The sequence below is a fragment of the Bacillus sp. FSL E2-8868 genome (genome assembly GCF_038005505.1).
Classification (GTDB): Bacteria; Bacillota; Bacilli; order Bacillales; family Bacillaceae_G; genus Bacillus_A; species Bacillus_A mycoides.
Window position 1 is genome coordinate 444,692 of record NZ_JBBOTI010000003.1, and the last position, 19,284, is coordinate 463,975.

The 19,284-nt window shown below is 35.9% G+C and carries 19 protein-coding genes and 1 riboswitch; of the genes, 6 read left to right on the forward strand and 13 right to left on the reverse strand.

Annotation, left to right across the window (positions count from 1 at the left end; all coding sequences use genetic code 11):
* Positions 1–2: 2 nt before the first annotated feature.
* On the reverse strand, positions 3–995 hold the full coding sequence (locus tag NSS74_RS23375) for a potassium channel family protein (protein ID WP_002143915.1): 993 nt from the start codon (positions 993–995) through the stop codon (positions 3–5).
* Positions 996–1,090: 95 nt separating this feature from the next.
* Here NSS74_RS23375 and NSS74_RS23380 point away from each other — a divergent pair, with 95 nt between their 5' ends.
* The 3 genes from NSS74_RS23380 (at position 1,091) to NSS74_RS23390 (ending at position 3,904) form a co-directional block, all read left to right on the forward strand.
* Positions 1,091–2,374, forward strand: coding sequence for a purine/pyrimidine permease (locus NSS74_RS23380; protein WP_002143916.1), 1,284 nt, complete (start codon positions 1,091–1,093; stop codon positions 2,372–2,374).
* Between the two features lie 205 nt (positions 2,375–2,579).
* Positions 2,580–3,401, forward strand: a complete 822-nt coding sequence (locus NSS74_RS23385; RefSeq protein ID WP_002143917.1) for a Cof-type HAD-IIB family hydrolase — start codon at positions 2,580–2,582, stop codon at positions 3,399–3,401.
* Positions 3,402–3,610: 209 nt separating this feature from the next.
* Positions 3,611–3,904, forward strand: a complete 294-nt coding sequence (locus NSS74_RS23390) for a DUF3817 domain-containing protein (RefSeq protein ID WP_000953390.1) — start codon at positions 3,611–3,613, stop codon at positions 3,902–3,904.
* 38 nt (positions 3,905–3,942) lie between these two features.
* Here NSS74_RS23390 and NSS74_RS23395 read toward each other — a convergent pair whose 3' ends face one another.
* Genes NSS74_RS23395 through NSS74_RS23415 form a run of 5 tightly spaced genes read right to left on the reverse strand, consistent with a single transcriptional unit; the run spans position 3,943 to position 8,408 of the window.
* Entirely contained in the window at positions 3,943–4,620 is a 678-nt protein-coding gene (locus NSS74_RS23395) for a uracil-DNA glycosylase (protein WP_340814401.1), read from the reverse strand.
* 19 nt (positions 4,621–4,639) lie between these two features.
* Complete coding sequence (locus tag NSS74_RS23400) at positions 4,640–5,632, reverse strand: ABC transporter permease (protein WP_002089839.1); 993 nt, start codon at positions 5,630–5,632, stop codon at positions 4,640–4,642.
* A complete protein-coding gene (locus tag NSS74_RS23405; protein ID WP_002089840.1) occupies positions 5,625–6,542 on the reverse strand; it encodes an ABC transporter ATP-binding protein in 918 nt (305 codons plus the stop codon). Before NSS74_RS23405 ends, NSS74_RS23400 begins: the two co-directional genes overlap by 8 nt.
* Positions 6,539–7,420: an SGNH/GDSL hydrolase family protein gene (locus NSS74_RS23410; protein ID WP_016102326.1), complete on the reverse strand. Its 882-nt coding sequence runs from the start codon at positions 7,418–7,420 to the stop codon at positions 6,539–6,541. The genes NSS74_RS23405 and NSS74_RS23410 overlap by 4 nt, the downstream gene beginning before the upstream one ends.
* Before the next feature lie 10 nt (positions 7,421–7,430).
* Positions 7,431–8,408, reverse strand: coding sequence for a LacI family DNA-binding transcriptional regulator (locus tag NSS74_RS23415; protein ID WP_340814403.1), 978 nt, complete (start codon positions 8,406–8,408; stop codon positions 7,431–7,433).
* A gap of 98 nt (positions 8,409–8,506) precedes the next feature.
* Between NSS74_RS23415 and NSS74_RS23420 the strand changes: the two genes are divergently transcribed.
* The gene (locus NSS74_RS23420) at positions 8,507–9,133 is read left to right on the forward strand and encodes a YczE/YyaS/YitT family protein (RefSeq protein WP_159147346.1); all 627 of its coding nucleotides are present in this window, start codon (positions 8,507–8,509) and stop codon (positions 9,131–9,133) included.
* Positions 9,134–9,162: 29 nt separating this feature from the next.
* Here the strand turns inward: NSS74_RS23420 and NSS74_RS23425 are convergent, their stop codons facing one another.
* The 3 genes from NSS74_RS23425 to NSS74_RS23435 all read right to left on the reverse strand — a co-directional run bounded on the left by NSS74_RS23425 (position 9,163) and on the right by NSS74_RS23435 (position 12,787).
* Entirely contained in the window at positions 9,163–10,458 is a 1,296-nt protein-coding gene (locus tag NSS74_RS23425; protein ID WP_002130122.1) for a homoserine dehydrogenase, read from the reverse strand.
* A 141-nt stretch (positions 10,459–10,599) separates the two neighbouring features.
* Positions 10,600–11,505 carry a homoserine O-acetyltransferase MetA gene (gene metA / locus NSS74_RS23430; protein WP_002143920.1) on the reverse strand — a complete coding sequence of 302 codons (906 nt, stop codon included), beginning with the start codon at positions 11,503–11,505 and terminating at the stop codon, positions 10,600–10,602.
* Entirely contained in the window at positions 11,489–12,787 is a 1,299-nt protein-coding gene (locus NSS74_RS23435; RefSeq protein ID WP_340814404.1) for a bifunctional O-acetylhomoserine aminocarboxypropyltransferase/cysteine synthase, read from the reverse strand. Before NSS74_RS23435 ends, metA begins: the two co-directional genes overlap by 17 nt.
* A gap of 91 nt (positions 12,788–12,878) precedes the next feature.
* A riboswitch (SAM riboswitch) is annotated at positions 12,879–12,983 on the reverse strand.
* Between the two features lie 319 nt (positions 12,984–13,302).
* On the opposite strand from NSS74_RS23435, the gene NSS74_RS23440 reads away from it, so the two are divergent.
* On the forward strand, positions 13,303–14,532 hold the full coding sequence (locus NSS74_RS23440) for a chloride channel protein (protein WP_012262067.1): 1,230 nt from the start codon (positions 13,303–13,305) through the stop codon (positions 14,530–14,532).
* A 43-nt stretch (positions 14,533–14,575) separates the two neighbouring features.
* On the opposite strand, the gene NSS74_RS23445 is transcribed toward NSS74_RS23440, so the two are convergent.
* Complete coding sequence (locus NSS74_RS23445) at positions 14,576–15,271, reverse strand: YjjG family noncanonical pyrimidine nucleotidase (RefSeq protein ID WP_002143922.1); 696 nt, start codon at positions 15,269–15,271, stop codon at positions 14,576–14,578.
* A 107-nt stretch (positions 15,272–15,378) separates the two neighbouring features.
* On the opposite strand from NSS74_RS23445, the gene NSS74_RS23450 reads away from it, so the two are divergent.
* A complete protein-coding gene (locus NSS74_RS23450; protein ID WP_002034954.1) occupies positions 15,379–16,050 on the forward strand; it encodes a transcriptional regulator YeiL in 672 nt (223 codons plus the stop codon).
* Positions 16,051–16,114: 64 nt separating this feature from the next.
* Here the strand turns inward: NSS74_RS23450 and NSS74_RS23455 are convergent, their stop codons facing one another.
* The 3 genes from NSS74_RS23455 to NSS74_RS23465 form a co-directional block, all read right to left on the reverse strand.
* Entirely contained in the window at positions 16,115–16,741 is a 627-nt protein-coding gene (locus tag NSS74_RS23455; RefSeq protein WP_002143924.1) for an FMN-dependent NADH-azoreductase, read from the reverse strand.
* A 191-nt stretch (positions 16,742–16,932) separates the two neighbouring features.
* Positions 16,933–17,580 (reverse strand): response regulator, encoded by a 648-nt coding sequence (locus tag NSS74_RS23460; RefSeq protein ID WP_002016393.1) that lies wholly within the window; start codon positions 17,578–17,580, stop codon positions 16,933–16,935.
* Between the two features lie 20 nt (positions 17,581–17,600).
* Positions 17,601–19,172 (reverse strand): GAF domain-containing sensor histidine kinase, encoded by a 1,572-nt coding sequence (locus NSS74_RS23465; protein ID WP_340814406.1) that lies wholly within the window; start codon positions 19,170–19,172, stop codon positions 17,601–17,603.
* Positions 19,173–19,284 lie beyond the last annotated feature (112 nt).

The window sequence follows — 19,284 nt, forward strand, 5'->3', positions numbered from 1 at the left end:
TGTCACCTCTTACTTTGTAGTTCTTTCTCAAATTGCCCCAGTTTCTCCACTGAACCAAATACTATTATCATATCATGTTCTTGCAGTTTTTCCTGCCCCGTTGGATTATGGATAATATACCCATCCCTTAAAATCGCTAAAATTGTTACATCAAATTGATTTCTCACATTACTCTCTAATAACGATTTACTAGCTAAGATAGAATCTTTACCAACTTGAATTTCTTCAATTACAAATGATTGCTCTATTCCATACAATACTGTATCAATATAATGAACTGTTAACGGATTCGCAATACCTTTTGCGATATGAATCCCTGCCATACTAGATGGATTAATAACCTTATTTGCACCAGCGCGCCGTAATTTCTCTTCTGTTTCTGGCTTTTCAGCTCTTGCTACAATTTTAATTGTATCATTAAGCCCTCTTGCCGTTAATGTAATAAATACATTTTCAGCATCGTTTGCTACGATAGCAACTAGACCGGCTGCCTTCGAAATTCCGGCATTATGTAACACTTGATCTTCAGTTGCATCCCCATGTACATATAAAAGCTTTTCCTGTTCGAATATACTTTCATCTTTATCCACAACTACAAATGGGATTTTCTTTTCCTTTAATTCATGTACAACTTGAAGCCCTACTCTTCCACAACCACATACTATAATATGCTTTTGTAACTGTGCTATTTGTTTATCCATCTTCTTCCTCCGCACTGCATGAAATAAGTTACCCTCAATGATCATAGCTGCAACTACCCCCATTGCATACGTAACGATACCGACGCCAACAGGTATAATAAGGAGCGCAAAAAATTTCCCCGCCTGTGTTATAGGCACTACATCACCATATCCAACCGTTAATACAGTAATCATCGTCATCCAAAATGCTTGAAACAAGCTAATCTCTTCAATTGTCATAAATCCTATCGTCCCTAGAATTACAACAAAGGTCATACATATAACTGCTATCCATAATTGCTTACGTGCATTCATATTATATTTCAACTCTTTTCTCTATCTACAATCTTTGCCAAAGGAAATGAAATACCTATATACTAGAAACGGAATCTATGAAAGAGGTTGATATAATGAAGCTATTTCTTTCTGCCTTACAATGGGCACTATTTATTTTAGCTGGAAGTCTTATTGTACCAATTAGTGTCGCAACTAGTTACGGCCTTGACGGCACTGAAGCTATCGCGTTTGTACAAAGAACATTATTTGTTCTCGGTTTTGCCGGCCTACTGCAAGCTATATTTGGGCATAAACTTCCTATTCAAGAAGGTCCCGCAGGCCTTTGGTGGGGAATTTTCTCCCTGTATGCAAGTTTAGGCGTCGTATTATTTGGATCAAGTAATGAAACACTTAAGGTCCTTCAGTACGCTTTCCTACTAAGCGGAATTATTTGTATTATTCTTAGTGTTTTTGGACTTATCGATAAACTAGTTCGCTACTTTACACCTACAGTAATTGGAACGTATTTATTCCTTCTTGTCGCACAACTTAGTGGCTCCTTCTTAAAAGGTATGTTTGGCCTTGATGGACAACATACGGAAGTACAGCCAAAGGTATTTATTCTTTCACTCATTGTTATTTTACTATCTTTTTTCATTATGAAGCTACCTATTATTGGACGATATTCCGTTCTTTTCAGTATCGTCTGCGGCTGGATATTATTTGCGTGCTTCGGATTATCTAATCCAGTAACACCTGTGACAGATATAATTCGTCTTCCATCTCTATTTGTTTTTGGAATGCCTCGCATTGAATGGAACATGGCAATTACGGTAGTTTTCGTCACACTATTACTTCTAACAAATATGTTAGCAAGTATTCGCGTTGTACAAAAGGTTGTTTCTAAGTATGAAGAAGGTGCTGCTCCAGATCGCTTCAAACAAGCTGGCATTATAACAGGAATAAATCAATTGCTAGGCGGTCTATTTTCAGCCATTGGTCCTGTTGCCATTTCTGGATCCGCAGGATTTATTGCAACGACAAATATTTATAAACGCCTCCCATTTATGTTAGGGTCAAGCTTTATCATTCTTGTTAGTATATTCCCAAAGATTACTTCATTCTTTGCAGCAATCCCCGTCGCAGTTGGGTATGCTGCGATTTACCCTGTATTTGCAAGCATGATTGGTCTCGCCTTTCGCGAATATGACACTGTACAAAATAAAGAAAAATTATTTAAAGTAGCAGGTCTTTCAATCTTTACGGGAATCGGAGTTATGTTCGTTCCAGCCGGAGCATTTTCTACGCTGCCGCCATTTTTAGCATCTTTTTTAAGTAACGGTCTTGTTCTTGGATCTGTAATGGCTATCTTGCTGGAAATACTATTTTCTCGTTCGCACGAAAAACAACTATCGTAAATTGGAAAACTTCCATTATTGCACTCTACCTTTAGAGTTGTTACGATAATGATAAATTATCATGGGCAACACGCTCATGATAATTTATACTAACAATGCAGAACTTCTCCTAATTTCATGTAAAGAGGTTCGATGTCTTACTATATATTCCCCAATATCTTCATAAAAATTTATTTCTATTCCAACAAAGAAAGGGATTTTCTATATGACTTATAAAATGATTGTTTTAGATTTAGATGATACTTTATTACGCGACGACCATACAATTTCCCCTCGTACGAAAGAGGCTTTAATGACAGCACAAGAGCAAGGAGTTAAAGTTGTACTTGCTTCTGGGCGCCCAACGTTTGGTATGCGCAATGTTGCAAAAGAACTTCGTTTAGAGGAATACGGTAGCTTCATTCTATCTTTTAACGGCGCAAAAATTATTAACTGTAAAACAAATGAAGAAATCTTCAGTAGCACGCTATCTCCTGAAATCGTTCACAACCTATTTGAAATTAGTAAAACTGAAGATGTATGGATTCATACTTATATTGGCGATGATATCGTAACAGAAGAAAATAATCCTTATACTAAAATTGAGGGCGAAATTACTGGCATGCCGATTATTGAAGTAGATGATTTTAAAACTGCTGTTAAAGAACCTGTAGTAAAAGTATTAATGAATAAAGAAGCTGAACGCCTTGTTGAAGTAGAAAAGAAACTACAAAAACAACTAGAAGGTCAATTAAGCGTTATGCGCTCTAAACCATTCTTCTTAGAATTTACTGAACATGGTGTTACGAAAGGAACGAGCTTAAACCAATTAATCCAAAAACTTGGTATTAAACGCGAAGAAGTTATCGCAATGGGCGATAGCTATAACGACCAAGCAATGATTGAATTCGCTGGTCTTGGCGTTGCGATGGGCAATGCACCAGATGATATTAAAGAAATTGCAAATTATGTAACAGATACAAATATGAACGATGGCGTTGCAAAAGTTGTAGAGAAATTCGTTTTAAAAACGGAAGTACTTGTTTAATATTTTCATTCATAAAACCTATTTGAAGTCAAACACTTCAAATAGGTTTTTATTTAAATTGCAATGCTTTTGTGACTATATTTTGAACTTTGCACTATTCTCGTAGTGTAAACTTTCTTTTTGTATATAATTAAACAAAATAGACTATTTCATTTTGAAAAAGAATACAAATTTACTATATACAAGCGTACATTAAAGGAGGCTACTTCATGTTATCTACACCAATCGGAAGATTAAGAGCAATCGGCTTAATTGAGGGGATTTCTTTCCTATTACTATTATTTGTAGCAATGCCATTAAAATATTTTGCAGGGTTTGCAACAGCTGTTAAAATTACAGGCATGGCTCATGGCGTTTTATTTATTCTATTCATCTTTGCAGTAATTCAAGTAACAATCGTACACCGTAAATCAATTTTATGGGCACTTGGGGCATTCGTTTCATCAGTTATCCCATTCGGTACTTTTGTACTAGATGCAAAACTAAAGAACGAACAACAATAATAAAAAGGTAGTTAACAACTGTTAACTACCTTTTCTATTTATAAATTTGGAATTTCCCAATCAATTTCTCTTTCGCCCATATTAGCTAAAATCGTATTTACTTTAGAGTACGGCTTACTTCCAAAGAAACCTCGTCTTGCTGATAATGGACTTGGATGTACAGACTCGATAATACGATGACTCGTATTCGTAATTAACTTTTTCTTCGCCTGAGCATGGCGTCCCCATAATATGAAAATAACTGGCTTTTCACGTTCATTTAATAGCTCAATTACGCGATCTGTGAAATGCTCCCATCCTTTTCCTTTATGAGAATTCGCCTCACCTTGACGAACCGTTAACACAGTATTTAATAGTAAAACCCCTTGCTCCGTCCATTTTACTAAATAACCATTATTCGGAATTTCATAACCGTATTCATCTCGAAGTTCTTTGTACATATTTAGCAATGATGGCGGCGTTTTAATACCAGGTTGTACCGAAAAGCTTAAACCATGCGCTTGATTCGGTCCATGATATGGGTCTTGTCCTAAAATAACGACCTTTGTATTTTCATAACTTGTATACTGAAGAGCGTTAAAAATATCTTCTACCTTTGGATAAATCACATGCTCCTCATACTCTTCTTTTAAAAAGTTAGCTAAATTTTGATAGTATTCTTTCTCAAATTCTGGCCCCAGTAATGGTCCCCAATCATTCTGCAAAATGTTTTCCATGCCTTCACTTCCTATCCAATTAATTCACCATATCCTGCCTTGTAAATACTACAAACGAAATGATAAGAGATACTACTGCCCAAACCGTTAAATTTATTAAAGAAAATCCCATTGATAATCCTTGTAATGCAGGCAGTTTTCCTGATAAATAATCCGTTAGCGATAAGTTGACACTAAAAATGTATTTCGCACCTTCCCAAGACGTTGCGAATGAACTTAAAATGCCGCCTGCAATTAACGCAGCTAACATAACGCCCATACCAGCTGGTGTATTACGAATTAAAACAGAGACCATAAATGATATAGTTCCAACAACGATAGCAACAAACCAAGCTAGTCCGTACGCCATTAAAATGTATTGCCACTGCGGAATAAGGTGTACAAAGTTTGTATTTAACGTTTCCTTATCAATGACGAATCCTGTTAACACAGGTAAATTCCATCCAGAGTATCCAAATACAAGCCCTGATAATGCGTAAGCAAACAAACCGACAAGAAGCAATATGAGCGAAATGAAAAATAACATCGTCACATATTTACTAAGGAGTATTTTCCAGCGCCGAATTGGCCTCGTCAGAAGCATTTTCATCGTACCATCGCTTCGTTCTCCTGAAACAATATCAATGGCGACAATCATAACGAGCAATGGAATAAATAAGGTTATTCCTTGTTCAATAAACGCCCTCACAAATGTCGGTGCTCCTGGCGCAGTCGGATTAATATTATGATCTAAATAATATTGTTGTTGTTCCACTCTTACTTTTAACCAATCTCGCCATTCTTCTGGCAATCTAGAATTGTTCAAGCGGTTTTGTGAATCAACAATTTGTTGCTGTAATGATACTTTCCAATCGGTCGTACCAAGCCTTTTTTGCGTCGTTTCTATTTCACGATACTGAGCATACACAAAAAGTGGAATCAAGATTGCTAAAATAAGCATGACAACAACAATTCGTTTCTTACGATAAATCTTTTCTGATTCATTTAAAACTAGATTCGCAAATTCACGCATGTTGCTCACCCCTTGTGAGTTCAATAAATAAATCTTCTAGCGTAAATACAAGCTCTTTGACGCTATGTACATCTATCCCGTTTTCTACAAAATGCTTATTCCAAACATTAATAGACGCAACATCCATACGACATAATAAACGCTCATCTTCTACACTAACTTCCTCTATCTCTTCAGCAGCGTCTAACATGTCTTTCGCTTTGGAAATCGGTGTAACGACCCATTCCACACGATCACTCGCTGTTTTGATCAACTCTTCAATAGGTGCAACTGTTATCATTTTTCCTTTATGAATAATAGCAACACGGTCGCATATCAGTTGCACTTCACTTAGCAAGTGACTCGAAATAAATACACTCATATTTTCTTCTTTTACAAGCTTATGTATAAATTCCCTAAGTTCTCTAATCCCAGCTGGATCTAAACCATTCGTCGGTTCATCTAATATGAGCAATTTCGGGTTTCCAAGTAGCGCCTGTGCAATTCCAAGGCGCTGCTTCATACCAAGGGAGTATGTTTTTACCTTATCGTGAATACGCTCATCTAAATGAACCATTTTTGCAATTTCAATAATACGTTCATCTGATATATCACCAAGCATGCGCGCAAATTGCTTTAAGTTTTCCCATCCCGTTAAATATGTATAAAGCTCTGGGTTTTCAACTATACTTCCAATTTGACGCATCGCTTCTCTGAAATTTTCCTTAATAGAATAACCACCGATAGAAATAGTACCTTCTGTCGCTTTAATCAGTCCGACTAACATTCGAATTGTTGTCGTTTTCCCGGCTCCGTTCGGTCCTAAAAAGCCAAACACTTCTCCTTGTTTTACATCAAATGAAATGTCCTCTACAAGCGTCTTCTTTCCAATTACCTTCTTCAAGTCTCGTACAGAAAGTATCGTCGTCATTTTATCCCTCCTTGCTCTAGTTTTAATTTACTTACGACGTTTTGGACTAATCGCTCTGCCATATATGTGTAGCCTACTTCATTCGGATGAAAATGATCGGAGTATAATAAATCTTTCCCACGATTTTGGAATAAATCAAATGTCGGTGTAATATATACATTTTTATCATTTAATGCTAACTTCTCTAAAGAAGCATTCCAATCAACAACAATATTTGATGAACCTCTTAAATCTTCTACATCCTCAAAAGGATTGTATAAACCTAGCCAAAAAATAGGACTATCTGTGTTTAATTTACGAATTTCTTCTATAATTTTCTTCGCTTCATTTTGAAACGTTTCCGTATCAGGACGATACGTCTCTAAATCTATCTTTCCGAGCGATTCCCATCCTGGGAATAAATCATTTCCTCCAATTGTTAAAACAATTACATCTGCTTGCTTAATTGAATATTGAGCTCCGCTGCTTTCGATTTGTTTTAATAAATCAGGCATTTTCGCACCACTAACTGCCAAATTGCTTAGTGCAACTTTTTGTTTATAATCTTTTTGTAAATTCTCTTTCATTCGTCCAATATAGCCAATTCCTTCTTTATCACCAACGCCGCGCGTTAACGAATCACCTAAACTAACTACTTGTAACGTTCCGGTTTTCTTTTTCTCTTTTTCCACTACGTCAGTCTTCGTAATTAATTTTGAAGCTTTCGGATTTAATACATCATTTACACCCGAAACAAAACCGTATGCAAATAAACAGAAAGACGCAATTGTAATGAGTAGAATTACTTTTACTAATTTTGATCTCATATTAAAACCCCTTTTAGCCCCTATAGATTGTCCATAATTATACCAAACGAATTTTCGAAAAGCGATTTTCACACCTTCTCTATTATGTCGTTTCCCTATCTACCAAATTTGGTAATAACTCTACATGTTTCACATCTATTTCCTCATCATTAATCTTTTCATATAATAATTCAAATGCCTTTACACCAACATTTTTACTAGAATGCGAAATCGTCGTAATACCTAATATATTTGCCATCTCTTGATCATCACATCCGATAATCGTAATATCCTCTGGGATACGAATTCCTTGTTTTTTCGCCTCCGTTACCATTCCTGCAGCAATATGATTGCAAGATACAAGAAAAGCCGTCGGTTTTACAGACATACGAGCCCATTCCCTGACTACATTGCGCCCATCTTCCACCGTAAAACAGCCCTTAAACTTCCAGGCATCTAACGGTGTTACAACAATCTGTTGAAGTGAATCCTCATACGCTTTTTTTCGCCTCTGGCTATTAATACTATTACTTCTTCCAATGCAATATCCGATACGTGTATGACCAGCATCTATTAAGCTTTTCATCCCGCGCAAAAATACTTTGTAGTAATCAATATGTACACTCGAAATGAAATTCGAATCTATTTCTTCACACATCACAATTGGACCAAACTTCGTATACTCTTCAAGTTTTTCCTTACTATTTGTCCGTGAACATATAATTACTCCATCAAGCTTTTTCATTTTTAACATATGTAAAATTTCAAGCTCTTTTTCTTCGCTATAATTTGTCTGGCAAAGCATCATATTATAATTGTTCTTTGCGGTTTCCTTTGATATCCCCCCAATAATGGCACTGTAATATTGATCATTTACGTGCGGCAATAACACGCCAATTACATTCGTTTTTCCTTTCACTAAATGAATCGCATTCACATTTTGCGTATAATTTAATTCTTCAATAATCGCTAAAATCTCTTTTCGTTTCTGTTCATTCACATACGGATGATTATTGAGTACACGTGAAACAGTTGAAACAGATACACCAGCAAGTTCAGCAATCTTTCTTATATTAGTCATCTCATTCTCCCCTTCCCCTCAAAAATTCTCGCTTGACCTGGTAAGCTTTCCACAGTATATCCTTTCTTAGCAAATACATTTTGAAAGGATATACAACTATGCTTCGATTCAAACTAGAATATATATTTTTCATTGGCGGTTTACTCATTCTCGCCATCGGTATTAATATGATGACGACAATTACTTCCTTTGGACTTAGCCCTTATGATTCCTTCTTTATTGCACTATATCAAAATTTTGGGATAAGTATTGGTTTTTGGATTTTCATGATTAACTTTGTTTTTACCCTGATCGTACTCTTTTGGGACAAAAAACAAATTACAATCGGCACAATTGTCACAATGATTCTTATTTCTCTTTTTGTTGATTGGGTTGGTTCTATTACGACTATTATGGACATTATCCGCTCTCTTCCAAAATATATAACACTTGTTTGCGGAAATCTATTCGTCGGAGCCGGAATTGGTCTTTACGTCTCTACTAACCTTTGCGCAGCACCTCAAGAGGCCTTCGTTTTAACTGTTGCTGAGAAAAAGAAATGGACATTTAGAAGAACAGAAATTTCATTAGCTTTTTTATTTTTAACATTAAGCTTCTTATTAGATGGGCCAATCTATTTTGGAACAATTATCTTATCCTTTACAACAGGTTGGATTATTCAAGCTTTTATTCAAGTTGGTACGCAAATTTTAAATAGAAAAAAACCTATTAAGCAAGCCCCTTAATAGGTTTTTTCGTTTTATTAGAAGAGATACTACTTAGCATCTCCTTCAATTCGATAATTTGCTTTCACACAATCTATTTCTTCATACGATTGCAATGTATGTAGAATGTACTCATAATCCGCAAGAGAAGCACGATGCGTTACGATTACGATTTCTGCTTTCCCTTTCTCTTCAAGTGGCATTTGAATAATCTTTTCAAAACTAACACCGCGCTCAGAGAACAATGATGTGATTTTTGCAAACACACCAATTTCGTCTTTCACATGAAGTCTTAAAAACTTTTTCACAACAATTTCATCTGGCTCTTTTAGTACCTTTTGATATTGCGGGACTACCGCACTATTTCCGTTTACACCAAGCCTAATATTTTGCATTACAGCAACTAGGTCAGAAACAACAGCTGTCGCTGTCGGTAAACTTCCTGCTCCCGGTCCATAAAACATCGTTTCTCCTACCGCTTCACCATACACATAGACAGCATTATATTCATTTTGCACTGCCGCAAGAGGGTGTGCATTTGGAAGTAAAGTTGGCTCAACTGTAACCTCTAATTTCTCGCCATCTCGCTTTGCAAGACCAATTAATTTAATTGTATAGCCTAAGCTCTTACTATATTCAATATCTTCTGCTGTAATAGAAGTAATTCCTTTTACCTTCACATCTCCAAGCTCTACATTTGTAGAGAAACCGAGGGTAGCCAAAATCGTCATTTTTCTTGCTGCATCTAAACCTTCTACGTCTGATGTTGGATCTGCTTCTGCAAATCCAAGCTGCTGAGCTTCTTTTAACACGTCGTTATATGCTCTCCCTTCGTCTGACATTTTCGTCAAAATAAAATTTGTCGTTCCATTTACAATTCCCATTACTTTCGTAATAAGATCTGAGGAAAGTCCTTCTACGATGCTTCGTAAAATTGGAATCCCTCCAGCTACACTTGCTTCGTAAAATAAATCAGCCTTATTATCTTTTGCTACCGCTAAGAGTTCCGCTCCGTGTAACGCCATTAAATCTTTATTTGCAGTCACAACGTGCTTCCCGCTTTTTAAAGCTTGTAAAATATATGCTTTTGCATCATCAATGCCGCCCATTACTTCAATGACAACATCAATATTAGGATTATCTAAAATTTCATTCACATCTTGTGTTAATAGAGTAGAAGGCACGTCTACTTCTCTCTCTTTCTCAATGTTTTGCACCAATACTTTCGTTACTTTCACTGGACAACCTACTTGGTGTATAAGTCGTTCTTGATGATCTGTAATAATACGAACTACACCACTACCAACTGTCCCAAGACCTAATAACCCCACTTGAATGTCTTTCATAATACTGTCCACCCCTCAAAAATTGTGTTTAGATGCCATTATATAGACAAAAAATCTGAAAAACAACGTATTTTGAATATTAAGAAAAATAAAGGTTAATCTTTACAAATAAAACGCTACCACGTGTTATACAATCATTATTTACAATATATAAGGGGTTTCTTGATACACATAATAATTCAGCCAATTAGAGAATAATAAATTCCCATGACTCCTCCACCTAACAAGTGGCTTCTCATCTGGATTATTATGTTTAAAATAATTTTTTGGCACATCAATATTTAACCCTCTTTGGCAGTCCCGTTCGTATTCTTGCTTTAACGTATCACAACTGTATTCACTATGTCCGAGTGCGAAAACTTGCCTTCCCTCTTGCCCAATAGCAAGATGAACACCTGCTTCTTCAGAATTGGCTAATAACGTTAATTCTTTCACCTTTTCAATATCACTCTCTCTTACTTCTGTATGACGAGAATGCGGAGCAAAAAACACTTCATCAAACCCTTGTAACAATTTCACATGTTGCTCGCGAACCTCATGTTCAAATACACCAAACATTTTTTCCGCAAGAGGATACTTCGGCACACCATAGTGATAATACAAACCTGCTTGTGCCCCCCAGCAAATATGAAGCGTAGATGTTACATTCGTTTTTGAATACTCCATAATACGTCCAAGCTCTTCCCAATAATCTACCTCTTCAAAAGAAAGAGTTTCAACTGGTGCTCCTGTAATAATGAGTCCATCAAATTTTTCATCCTCAATATCACGAAATGTTTTATAGAAGCTCGTTAAATGGTCCTGCGCTACATTGCGAGACAGATGCGATTCCATATGAAGTAAATGCACATCTAATTGCAACGGCGTATTTCCAATTAAACGAAGTAATTGCGCCTCTGTTTCTTGCTTTGTGGGCATTAAATTTAATATAGCAATTTTCAAAGCGCGTATATCTTGTGTTACTGCTCGCTCCTTCGTCATTACAAAAATATTTTCCTTCTGCAATACTTTGCGAGCTGGTAAATCTTTATCAATTATGATCGGCATGTTGTTTGCCTCCGACTAGCGCCGCTTCTAAATCTGCAATAATATCAGAAACATCTTCTATACCGACCGATAAACGGATTAAATCAGATGTAACGCCAGCTAAACGCTGATTTTCTGCGCTTAATTGTCTGTGCGTCGTACTAGCAGGATGTATTACACAAGTTCTTGCATCAGCTACATGCGTTACAAGAGTTGCAAGCTTTACATTTGCGATAAATTCTTTTGCTGCTTCTAATCCGCCCTTAATACCAAATGTTAAAACTCCACTAGCACCTTTTTTCAAATACTTTTGTGCTAACGAGTAATTTTCATTACTATCTAATCCTGGATAATTCACCCATTCAATGCGATCATGATTAGCAAGCCACTTAGCAACTTCGAGAGCATTTTCACTATGACGCTCCATTCGTAAATGCAATGTTTCCAGGCCAATGTTGCTAATATATGCATTGAATGGGCTCATACAGTTTCCGTAGTCTCTTAATAACTGAACGCGTGCTTTCACAATATACGCTGCTGCTCCAAAATTTTGAACATAGCTTACGCCATGATAACTCGGGTCAGGTTCGACAAGCTCAGGGTATTTTCCATTTGTCCAATCGAAGTTCCCTCCATCTATTACAATCCCGCCTAGAGAACTTGCATGGCCATCAATATATTTCGTTGTAGAATGGACAATGATATTTGCCCCATGTTCAAACGCCTGGCATAAATAAGGCGTCGCTAATGTATTATCAACGATAAAAGGTACTTCTAATTCTTTTGCTGCTGCTGAAAGTTCTTTGAAATTCAAAACGTTCATTGCTGGATTTCCTAACGACTCTGCATAAACGAGTTTTGTCTTATCATTAGCAAGTGCCGCAATTTCATCTACCGTTAAATTAGGATTAAAGAACGTAACATCTATGCCCAGCTTTCGCAAACTCACTCCAAATAAATTAAACGTTCCTCCGTAAACAGTTGAAGAACAAAGCAAATGGTCTCCACTACTGCAAATATTTAAAACCGCAAGCATAATGGCTGCCTGCCCAGAAGCTGTTGCAACAGCCCCTACACCGCCTTCTAAATCTGATAACTTCTGCTCAAATGCAGCTAGAGTAGGATTTCCAATACGCGTATATATATATCCTTCTGCCTCTAAATTAAATAGTGCCGCTAAATCATCTGACGTATCGTATTTATACGTTGTACTTTGATAAAGTGGCAAAACACGCGGTTCACCATTTTTTGGCGTATAGCCACCTTGCACACAAATCGTTCCTTTCCCCCATGATTCTCCCATCTCTCATTCTCCTTTCTTTTATGCAAAATAAAAAACTGCCCCTTCCCTGAAAACAAGAAAGGAGCAGTTTGAAAACACGCTCTAAGGTTCTTTCTTATCTCTCAGGATTATTACCTGCAGGATTTGGCACAATTCCGTTATACGGCTGTTGCCAAGGTTTCATCGGGCCTGTCCCTCCACCTTTTCTTGATAAGACTATGCAATTACCGTTGATTTTATAGCAATAATTTCCTAATGTCAAACAGTTTTTCTGAATGTTCCAAATTAAATGTGAGGAATTTAATATAAACAATAAAAGAAATATATTCCATATTCATTTGAAAAAGACCTTTTAAAAACTCCGATCAATATATAGAATTAAATAAGTGGTTTAACCGCGTTCGTTTCAAATTTTCATGAGATTTCAATATATTGAATAAGCCAAACCCTCAAAAAGATACTATATATATTCAATTCATTTCACACTAGCACATTTAATCCTTTCTACATGAAAACTTACATAACGGAGGTACAACATGACAAATAAAAAGGACATGCACTATATACTCGTCCTATATGGCCTTCTTTTAGGCTCTATAGTAGGAGCTACGGTCTGGTTATTTTTAGTTACAATAAATATCGGAATTCACTTTATTTGGGGATACTTACCTACTATTTTCTCTTCTCCCCCTTATTACACCATTTGTGTAACAATCATCGGTGGTATCCTCGTTGGTTTCACACAAAAATACTTCGGTACATATCCACGTCTTATGCCGGAAGTGATGGTTGAATATAAAAAAACAGGTAGAATTGAATACCGTTTTGTACATAAAGCTACTTTAACTGCGATTATCGTTTTAATATTTGGAGCTAGTTTAGGACCAGAAGCTGCACTTGTTGGAATTATCGGTGGACTTTGTACATGGGTAGGAGATCGCTTTAATTTTGCTTTAAAGGGAATGAATGAACTAACAGAGGTTGGAATTGGTGCTACTTTAAGTGTAATTTTTAATGCACCATTATTCGGTTACTTAGCTCCGAATGAAAATGAGGGTGAACAAATTAACGAATTTTCTAAAGGAAAAAAAGCAATTGTATATTTAGCTACCACTTTTGCCGGTTTTTCCGTTTACTTATTACTTAGTAAACTCGATAATCGTGGATCCTTTATTGTTGATTTCGGGGAAGGGTCTCTTGCTCTTAATGAATGGGTCGCCTTTCTACCACTTGCTAGCATTGGTGCTATAGTTGGTTTCTTTTATTTCAAATTAGAATTCGCATTAGAGAAATTAATCCACCCCTTCAGGGAATACAAAGTATCACTTGGAATTATAGGCGGTATTTTATTAGGAGTTACAGGAACTTTTCTCCCGTACACGTTATTTTCAGGGGAACATCAATTAAAAGATTTAGTCGTTGAATGGAGCCATTTATCCTTCTGGGTACTACTTCTTTCAGGAGTTTTAAAATTATGTATTACTGCCGTTTGTTTAAATACTGGTTGGCGCGGCGGACATATTTTCCCAATTATATTTGCTGGATCAAGTATCGGATACGCTATAGCTTCTATTCTACCTATAGATCCAATATCTTCTGTAGCCATCGTCACGACAGCTATTTCAAGCTATGCATTAAGAAAACCAATAGCTATAACATTACTATTACTCATGTTTTTCCCGCTCAATTTATTATTACCGATGCTCGGGGCTGCGGCAATTGGCAATGCATTTCCGCTTCCTAAACATAACGAAACTACAAATTAATAAAAATAGGCAGTCGGGACAAAAGTTCCACTGCCTATTTTTGTTACACAAGCTGCTTTAATAGTGCGTATAATTCTTCAAAATTATGCACTTCATATGTTGGCATAATCTCGCTATCATTTGATTTCTTTTCTGGATTAAACCAACAAGTATCAATTCCTGCTACATATCCACCTTTAATATCGGCGCTTAACGAATCACCAATAATAAGCCCTTCTTCAAAAGCGAAGTTAGGAATACGTTCAAAAACATAATCAAAATACTCTTTCATCGGCTTTTGGAATCCCGTATCTTCAGAAACAAAAATATCTTTAAACAATGAATGTAATCCTGCATTACGCAAACGTTTATCTTGCGTTTTAGAAATACCGTTTGTCACTATATATAAATCGTACTTACTTTGAATTTGATTTATAAATTCAAACGCACCTTGCATGAGTTGGTTTCCTTCTTCTAAGTAGCTGCGATAATTATTTTCGAATAATATTCCATCTACTTCTTCCCCGTACTCTTTAAACAAAATGGAAAATCGTGTATTTATAATTTCATTTCGCGCTATTTCACCTTTTTCAAAAGAATCCCAAAGGCTTTTATTTATTTTTTTATAACGATCCTCTATTTCATCGGTTAAAAGAAGCCCCTTCTCTTCAAAAAGCATCCGTAAAGCGATTTTCTCAGCCTTTTGAAAATCTAGTAACGTATCATCTACATCAAATAGCAATGTTTTATATTTTTTCATAAACCCCTCACACTCTCTTTTCTACAAAAACAAATTTACATAAATCGTATCATTCTTCCTTGTAAAAATAATAGGAGATATCTCATACTACAAACAGGGGTGAAAATATGAAAATCAGCAAAAATGAGAAAGAAATTTATCAACACATGCAAATTCACCAATTTCATACTCTTTTTTCCTTTAATGTCTTACCATATGTAGAACTGCATTCTTTTCAAAAGAAAGAGATGATCTGTAATGAGGGAATCGACCTCCCTTATCTCTATTACTTAATTTCTGGGAAAGCCAAAATATATATGAGTCACAAAAACGGAAAGGTTTCATTAATTAACTTTATTCAAGCACCTTCGTTCATTGGGGAATTAGGATTAATTGGCGTAGAATCCGTTACGAAAGCGGTTGAGGTAATTGAAGATTGTATTTGCTTAGCGCTTCCCCTTAAAGATTGTCAGCATCTTTTATTGCAAGATGCTACCTTTCTACAGAAACTATGCAAATTTATTGGAGAAAAAACAATTACCCGAACGGAAAATTACGCCAAAAACTATAGTTATCCGTTTGAAAATCGATTAGCTGCGTTTATTCTATTAACGGAACAAAATAATTGCTATACAGAAAAACATACTGAGGCCTCAGAATACTTAAACGTCAGCTATCGCCATCTTTTATATGTATTAAACCAGTTTTGCCAGCAAAACTACTTAAAAAAAGAAGGAAGAACCTATTACATACAAAATCGAATTCAATTAGAGAAACTGGCTGACGAACTTAAAATATAAAAAAAGCAGCATTAACACGTAAATGTTATTGCTGCTTTTTTTCGAGTGACGATTATGTTTTTAATTAAAATTTACTTGCTACTTTAGCCGCTTCTTCAAGACCTGCTGTAATGATTTCTTCTGCTTTATCTGGGAATTGGTTATGTCCTTCAATAACTACTGTTTCCATGTTTGTTGCGCCGAAGAAGCCCATCATGCTTGCTACGTATTTAACAGCCATTTCTACTTCAGCTGCTGGTCCTTCAGAATATACGCCGCCGCGTGCATTTAATAACGCAATCTTCTTATCTCCAATAAGTCCAACTGGACCTTCTGGTGTATATTTAAACGTTTTACCAGCACGGTTTAAATAATCAATATACGTGTGTAATACAGCTGGAATCGTTAAGTTCCATAATGGGAAACCGAAAACTACTTTATCAGCTTCTAGAAATTGATTTAAATACTTATCAGCAACTGCTACCACTTTTTCTTCTTCTTCTGTTAAATCAAATCCTCTACTTGCTTTGAATGTACCATTAATCATATCTACGCCTACATATGGTAATTCTTCTTTATATAAATCAAGTTCTACTACTGTATCATTTGGATGTGCTTCTTTATAGTTTGCTAAAAATGCCTCGTATAATTTCACACTAACTGCTTGTTCCGCTGGGCGGTTGTTTGCTTTTACGAATAAAACTGTTGCCATTATTTCTTCCTCCTACTACTCACTCTTATGTTGTTATATATTACTTACGAAAAAGGGTACTCCCTTGTAATTGTTGTTGCTTACAAATACATTTTATCTTTATATCAAGACAATTACGTCCTCACATAGACGTATTTTTCCATAAAAAAAGTCCACCTTCTAAAGGCGAACTAGGTCTTACGACTTTTGTCTTATACAATTCCATTTTTCACTGCATATAATGCTGCTTGTGTGCGATCGGATAAATGTAACTTACTCAAAATACTACTCATATGAGCTTTTACCGTTTTTTCTGTAATAACTAAAACAGAAGCAATTTCTTTATTACTCATCCCTTTCGCCAATAACTGCAATACTTCATTTTCTCTCGCTGTTAATACATCCACTTGAACGGAAGGTTCTTCTTCTTTCTCTTCCTGTGGTAATGTTTGAGAAAGAAGGGCATTTGCTATATCTGGATGTAATTGAATATTACCTTTATACGCGCTTCGAATAGCTTCAACAAGCTGATCTGGTTCGATATCTTTTAAAATATAACCGCTCGCCCCAGCTTTTAGTGCCGGCAATACATGAGCTTGATCAGAAAAACTAGTCAATACAATTACTTTCACGTTTGGATATTCTTTTTTAATACAAGCTGTTGCCTCAATTCCATCCATCTCAGGCATATATAAATCCATTAATACGACATCTGGACTCGTTTCGCCTACTTTCACTAGCGCCTCTTTCCCATTATTTGCTTCACCAACTAATTCAAAATCTTCCTGTGTGCTTAGAAAAAATGCTAATCCTTTTAAAACAACTGTATGATCATCAACTAACAATACTTTTATTTTCACAAACTTCCCTCATTTTCACATCATAATGGTACATTTACTTTTATACTCGTTCGTTTCTTACTACTTACAATTTTAATTGTTCCACCAACTAATTCTACTCTTTCACGCATCGTAGTCATACCGAGTGATTTCTTCTCTTTTATATCCTTTTCTACAAACCCATTTCCTTGATCGACTATTTCTAATGATACATTTTTCTCCGTCACTTTGAAATAAATCGTCGCTTCTCTTACATTCGCATGCTTACTTACGTTATTTAAAGCTTCTTGTCCAATTCGCCATAGCGCTTCTTCTACTACACGCGGCAAATCACGTACACCTGTAACTTGTTCCCGAATTTTCAATCCTAAACTTTCACCATATTGCTTTAAAGCTGGTAATAACCCTTTCTCTAATCCAGCCGGACGGAGCTGCCAAATTAATGTCCTCATTTCTTTTAAGGCACCTTGTGCTAATTCACGCATCTCATACAAAGACTGATCTACCTTTTCATTTTGACCCTTTAAGACAGCTTCAGCGCCTTTCGTCATAAACGTTAATGAAAACAACTTTTGTGAAACAGAATCATGTAAATCTCTAGCTAAACGATTACGCTCTTCCATTCGTACAAGTTCGCGGCGTTTTTCATTTAATCTTAAGTTCTCTATCATTAATGAAATATGATTTGCTAACGCTTGTACTACATCTATCGTATTTATATCAAATTCTCCATTATTAGAACTTACACTTAATACTCCAAATATATGATCTTGAATATGTATCGGAATAGCGATAACTGCCCTATTGGGATGCTCTATAGTCCCAACCTGACGCTTTGACAAGACAGACTCTTCTTTTTCCAACGCTTCCTGTGCTGCTGCCCTCAAATCATCTTGTAGTTCACCTTTCTTATAAGAAGCTCTCACAGCTAGTTCATTTTCTTCTCTAATAAAGAATACAACTTGCTCCCATAGAAATAAGCTCCCTATTTGCATTACAATCTCTTCTGGTAATGCATTAAATTTATGAATTGTCCTTAAAGCTTGAATAAAGCGTTCTAACTTTACATAATAATGAGCCCTTCTCTTTTCATTTTCATACAGTTTTGTACGCTTTAATGCCGTTCCAATTTGAAAGGCAACTGATTGTAATAGTACTAATTCTTCTTCCGAAAAATGCGTTTTACCTGGGCTAGCTACATTTAACACGCCAAATTCATCTTCTCCCGCTTTTAGCGGTACTGTCGCATGATGTACAATCCCTTCTGTATCTCCCCAGTTGTATTCAATCGCATTATTAATTCTCTTACATTCAATAATATTAACTGCTCGCTCTAGTTTTCCTTCCACAAAGCGGTGTAAGCACCAGCAATTCCCCTCACACATCGGTCTTTTATTTTCGAATTTCAATCCCTCTGGTAATTGGTAATCAATTAATTTTGTATATCTACCATTTTCATCCGCAAGGAAAATCCATCCTGTCGTTAAACCAGTTACATTCAACAGCTTTTCCAGCACAGCTTGAAGTACGTGATATGTATCATTTGAGGTATTCAACGTTTCTGCAATCTCTTTTAATATAACTAATTCATTTGTACGATTCTCTTGAAACATAATTCGTCTCCTACATACAAGATTTTAAATAGTACTTAACATAAATCATCTACTTTTCACTTTGTACTTATTCGTAACATTGATATAATGGTGAAAACATAGTTTTCATTAT

What these genes read in the sequence shown, in the direction of transcription:
- NSS74_RS23375 (WP_002143915.1), bottom strand. Translation starts at nt 995, where the DNA reads ATGAATGCACGTAAGCAATTATGGATAGCAGTTATATGTATGACCTTT.
- NSS74_RS23380 (WP_002143916.1), top strand. Translation starts at nt 1,091, where the DNA reads ATGAAGCTATTTCTTTCTGCCTTACAATGGGCACTATTTATTTTAGCT.
- NSS74_RS23385 (WP_002143917.1), top strand. Translation starts at nt 2,580, where the DNA reads ATGACTTATAAAATGATTGTTTTAGATTTAGATGATACTTTATTACGC.
- NSS74_RS23390 (WP_000953390.1), top strand. Translation starts at nt 3,611, where the DNA reads ATGTTATCTACACCAATCGGAAGATTAAGAGCAATCGGCTTAATTGAG.
- NSS74_RS23395 (WP_340814401.1), bottom strand. Translation starts at nt 4,620, where the DNA reads ATGGAAAACATTTTGCAGAATGATTGGGGACCATTACTGGGGCCAGAA.
- NSS74_RS23400 (WP_002089839.1), bottom strand. Translation starts at nt 5,632, where the DNA reads ATGCGTGAATTTGCGAATCTAGTTTTAAATGAATCAGAAAAGATTTAT.
- NSS74_RS23405 (WP_002089840.1), bottom strand. Translation starts at nt 6,542, where the DNA reads ATGACGACGATACTTTCTGTACGAGACTTGAAGAAGGTAATTGGAAAG.
- NSS74_RS23415 (WP_340814403.1), bottom strand. Translation starts at nt 8,408, where the DNA reads ATGACTAATATAAGAAAGATTGCTGAACTTGCTGGTGTATCTGTTTCA.
- NSS74_RS23420 (WP_159147346.1), top strand. Translation starts at nt 8,507, where the DNA reads ATGCTTCGATTCAAACTAGAATATATATTTTTCATTGGCGGTTTACTC.
- NSS74_RS23425 (WP_002130122.1), bottom strand. Translation starts at nt 10,458, where the DNA reads ATGAAAGACATTCAAGTGGGGTTATTAGGTCTTGGGACAGTTGGTAGT.
- metA (WP_002143920.1), bottom strand. Translation starts at nt 11,505, where the DNA reads ATGCCGATCATAATTGATAAAGATTTACCAGCTCGCAAAGTATTGCAG.
- NSS74_RS23435 (WP_340814404.1), bottom strand. Translation starts at nt 12,787, where the DNA reads ATGGGAGAATCATGGGGGAAAGGAACGATTTGTGTGCAAGGTGGCTAT.
- NSS74_RS23440 (WP_012262067.1), top strand. Translation starts at nt 13,303, where the DNA reads ATGACAAATAAAAAGGACATGCACTATATACTCGTCCTATATGGCCTT.
- NSS74_RS23445 (WP_002143922.1), bottom strand. Translation starts at nt 15,271, where the DNA reads ATGAAAAAATATAAAACATTGCTATTTGATGTAGATGATACGTTACTA.
- NSS74_RS23450 (WP_002034954.1), top strand. Translation starts at nt 15,379, where the DNA reads ATGAAAATCAGCAAAAATGAGAAAGAAATTTATCAACACATGCAAATT.
- NSS74_RS23455 (WP_002143924.1), bottom strand. Translation starts at nt 16,741, where the DNA reads ATGGCAACAGTTTTATTCGTAAAAGCAAACAACCGCCCAGCGGAACAA.
- NSS74_RS23465 (WP_340814406.1), bottom strand. Translation starts at nt 19,172, where the DNA reads ATGTTTCAAGAGAATCGTACAAATGAATTAGTTATATTAAAAGAGATT.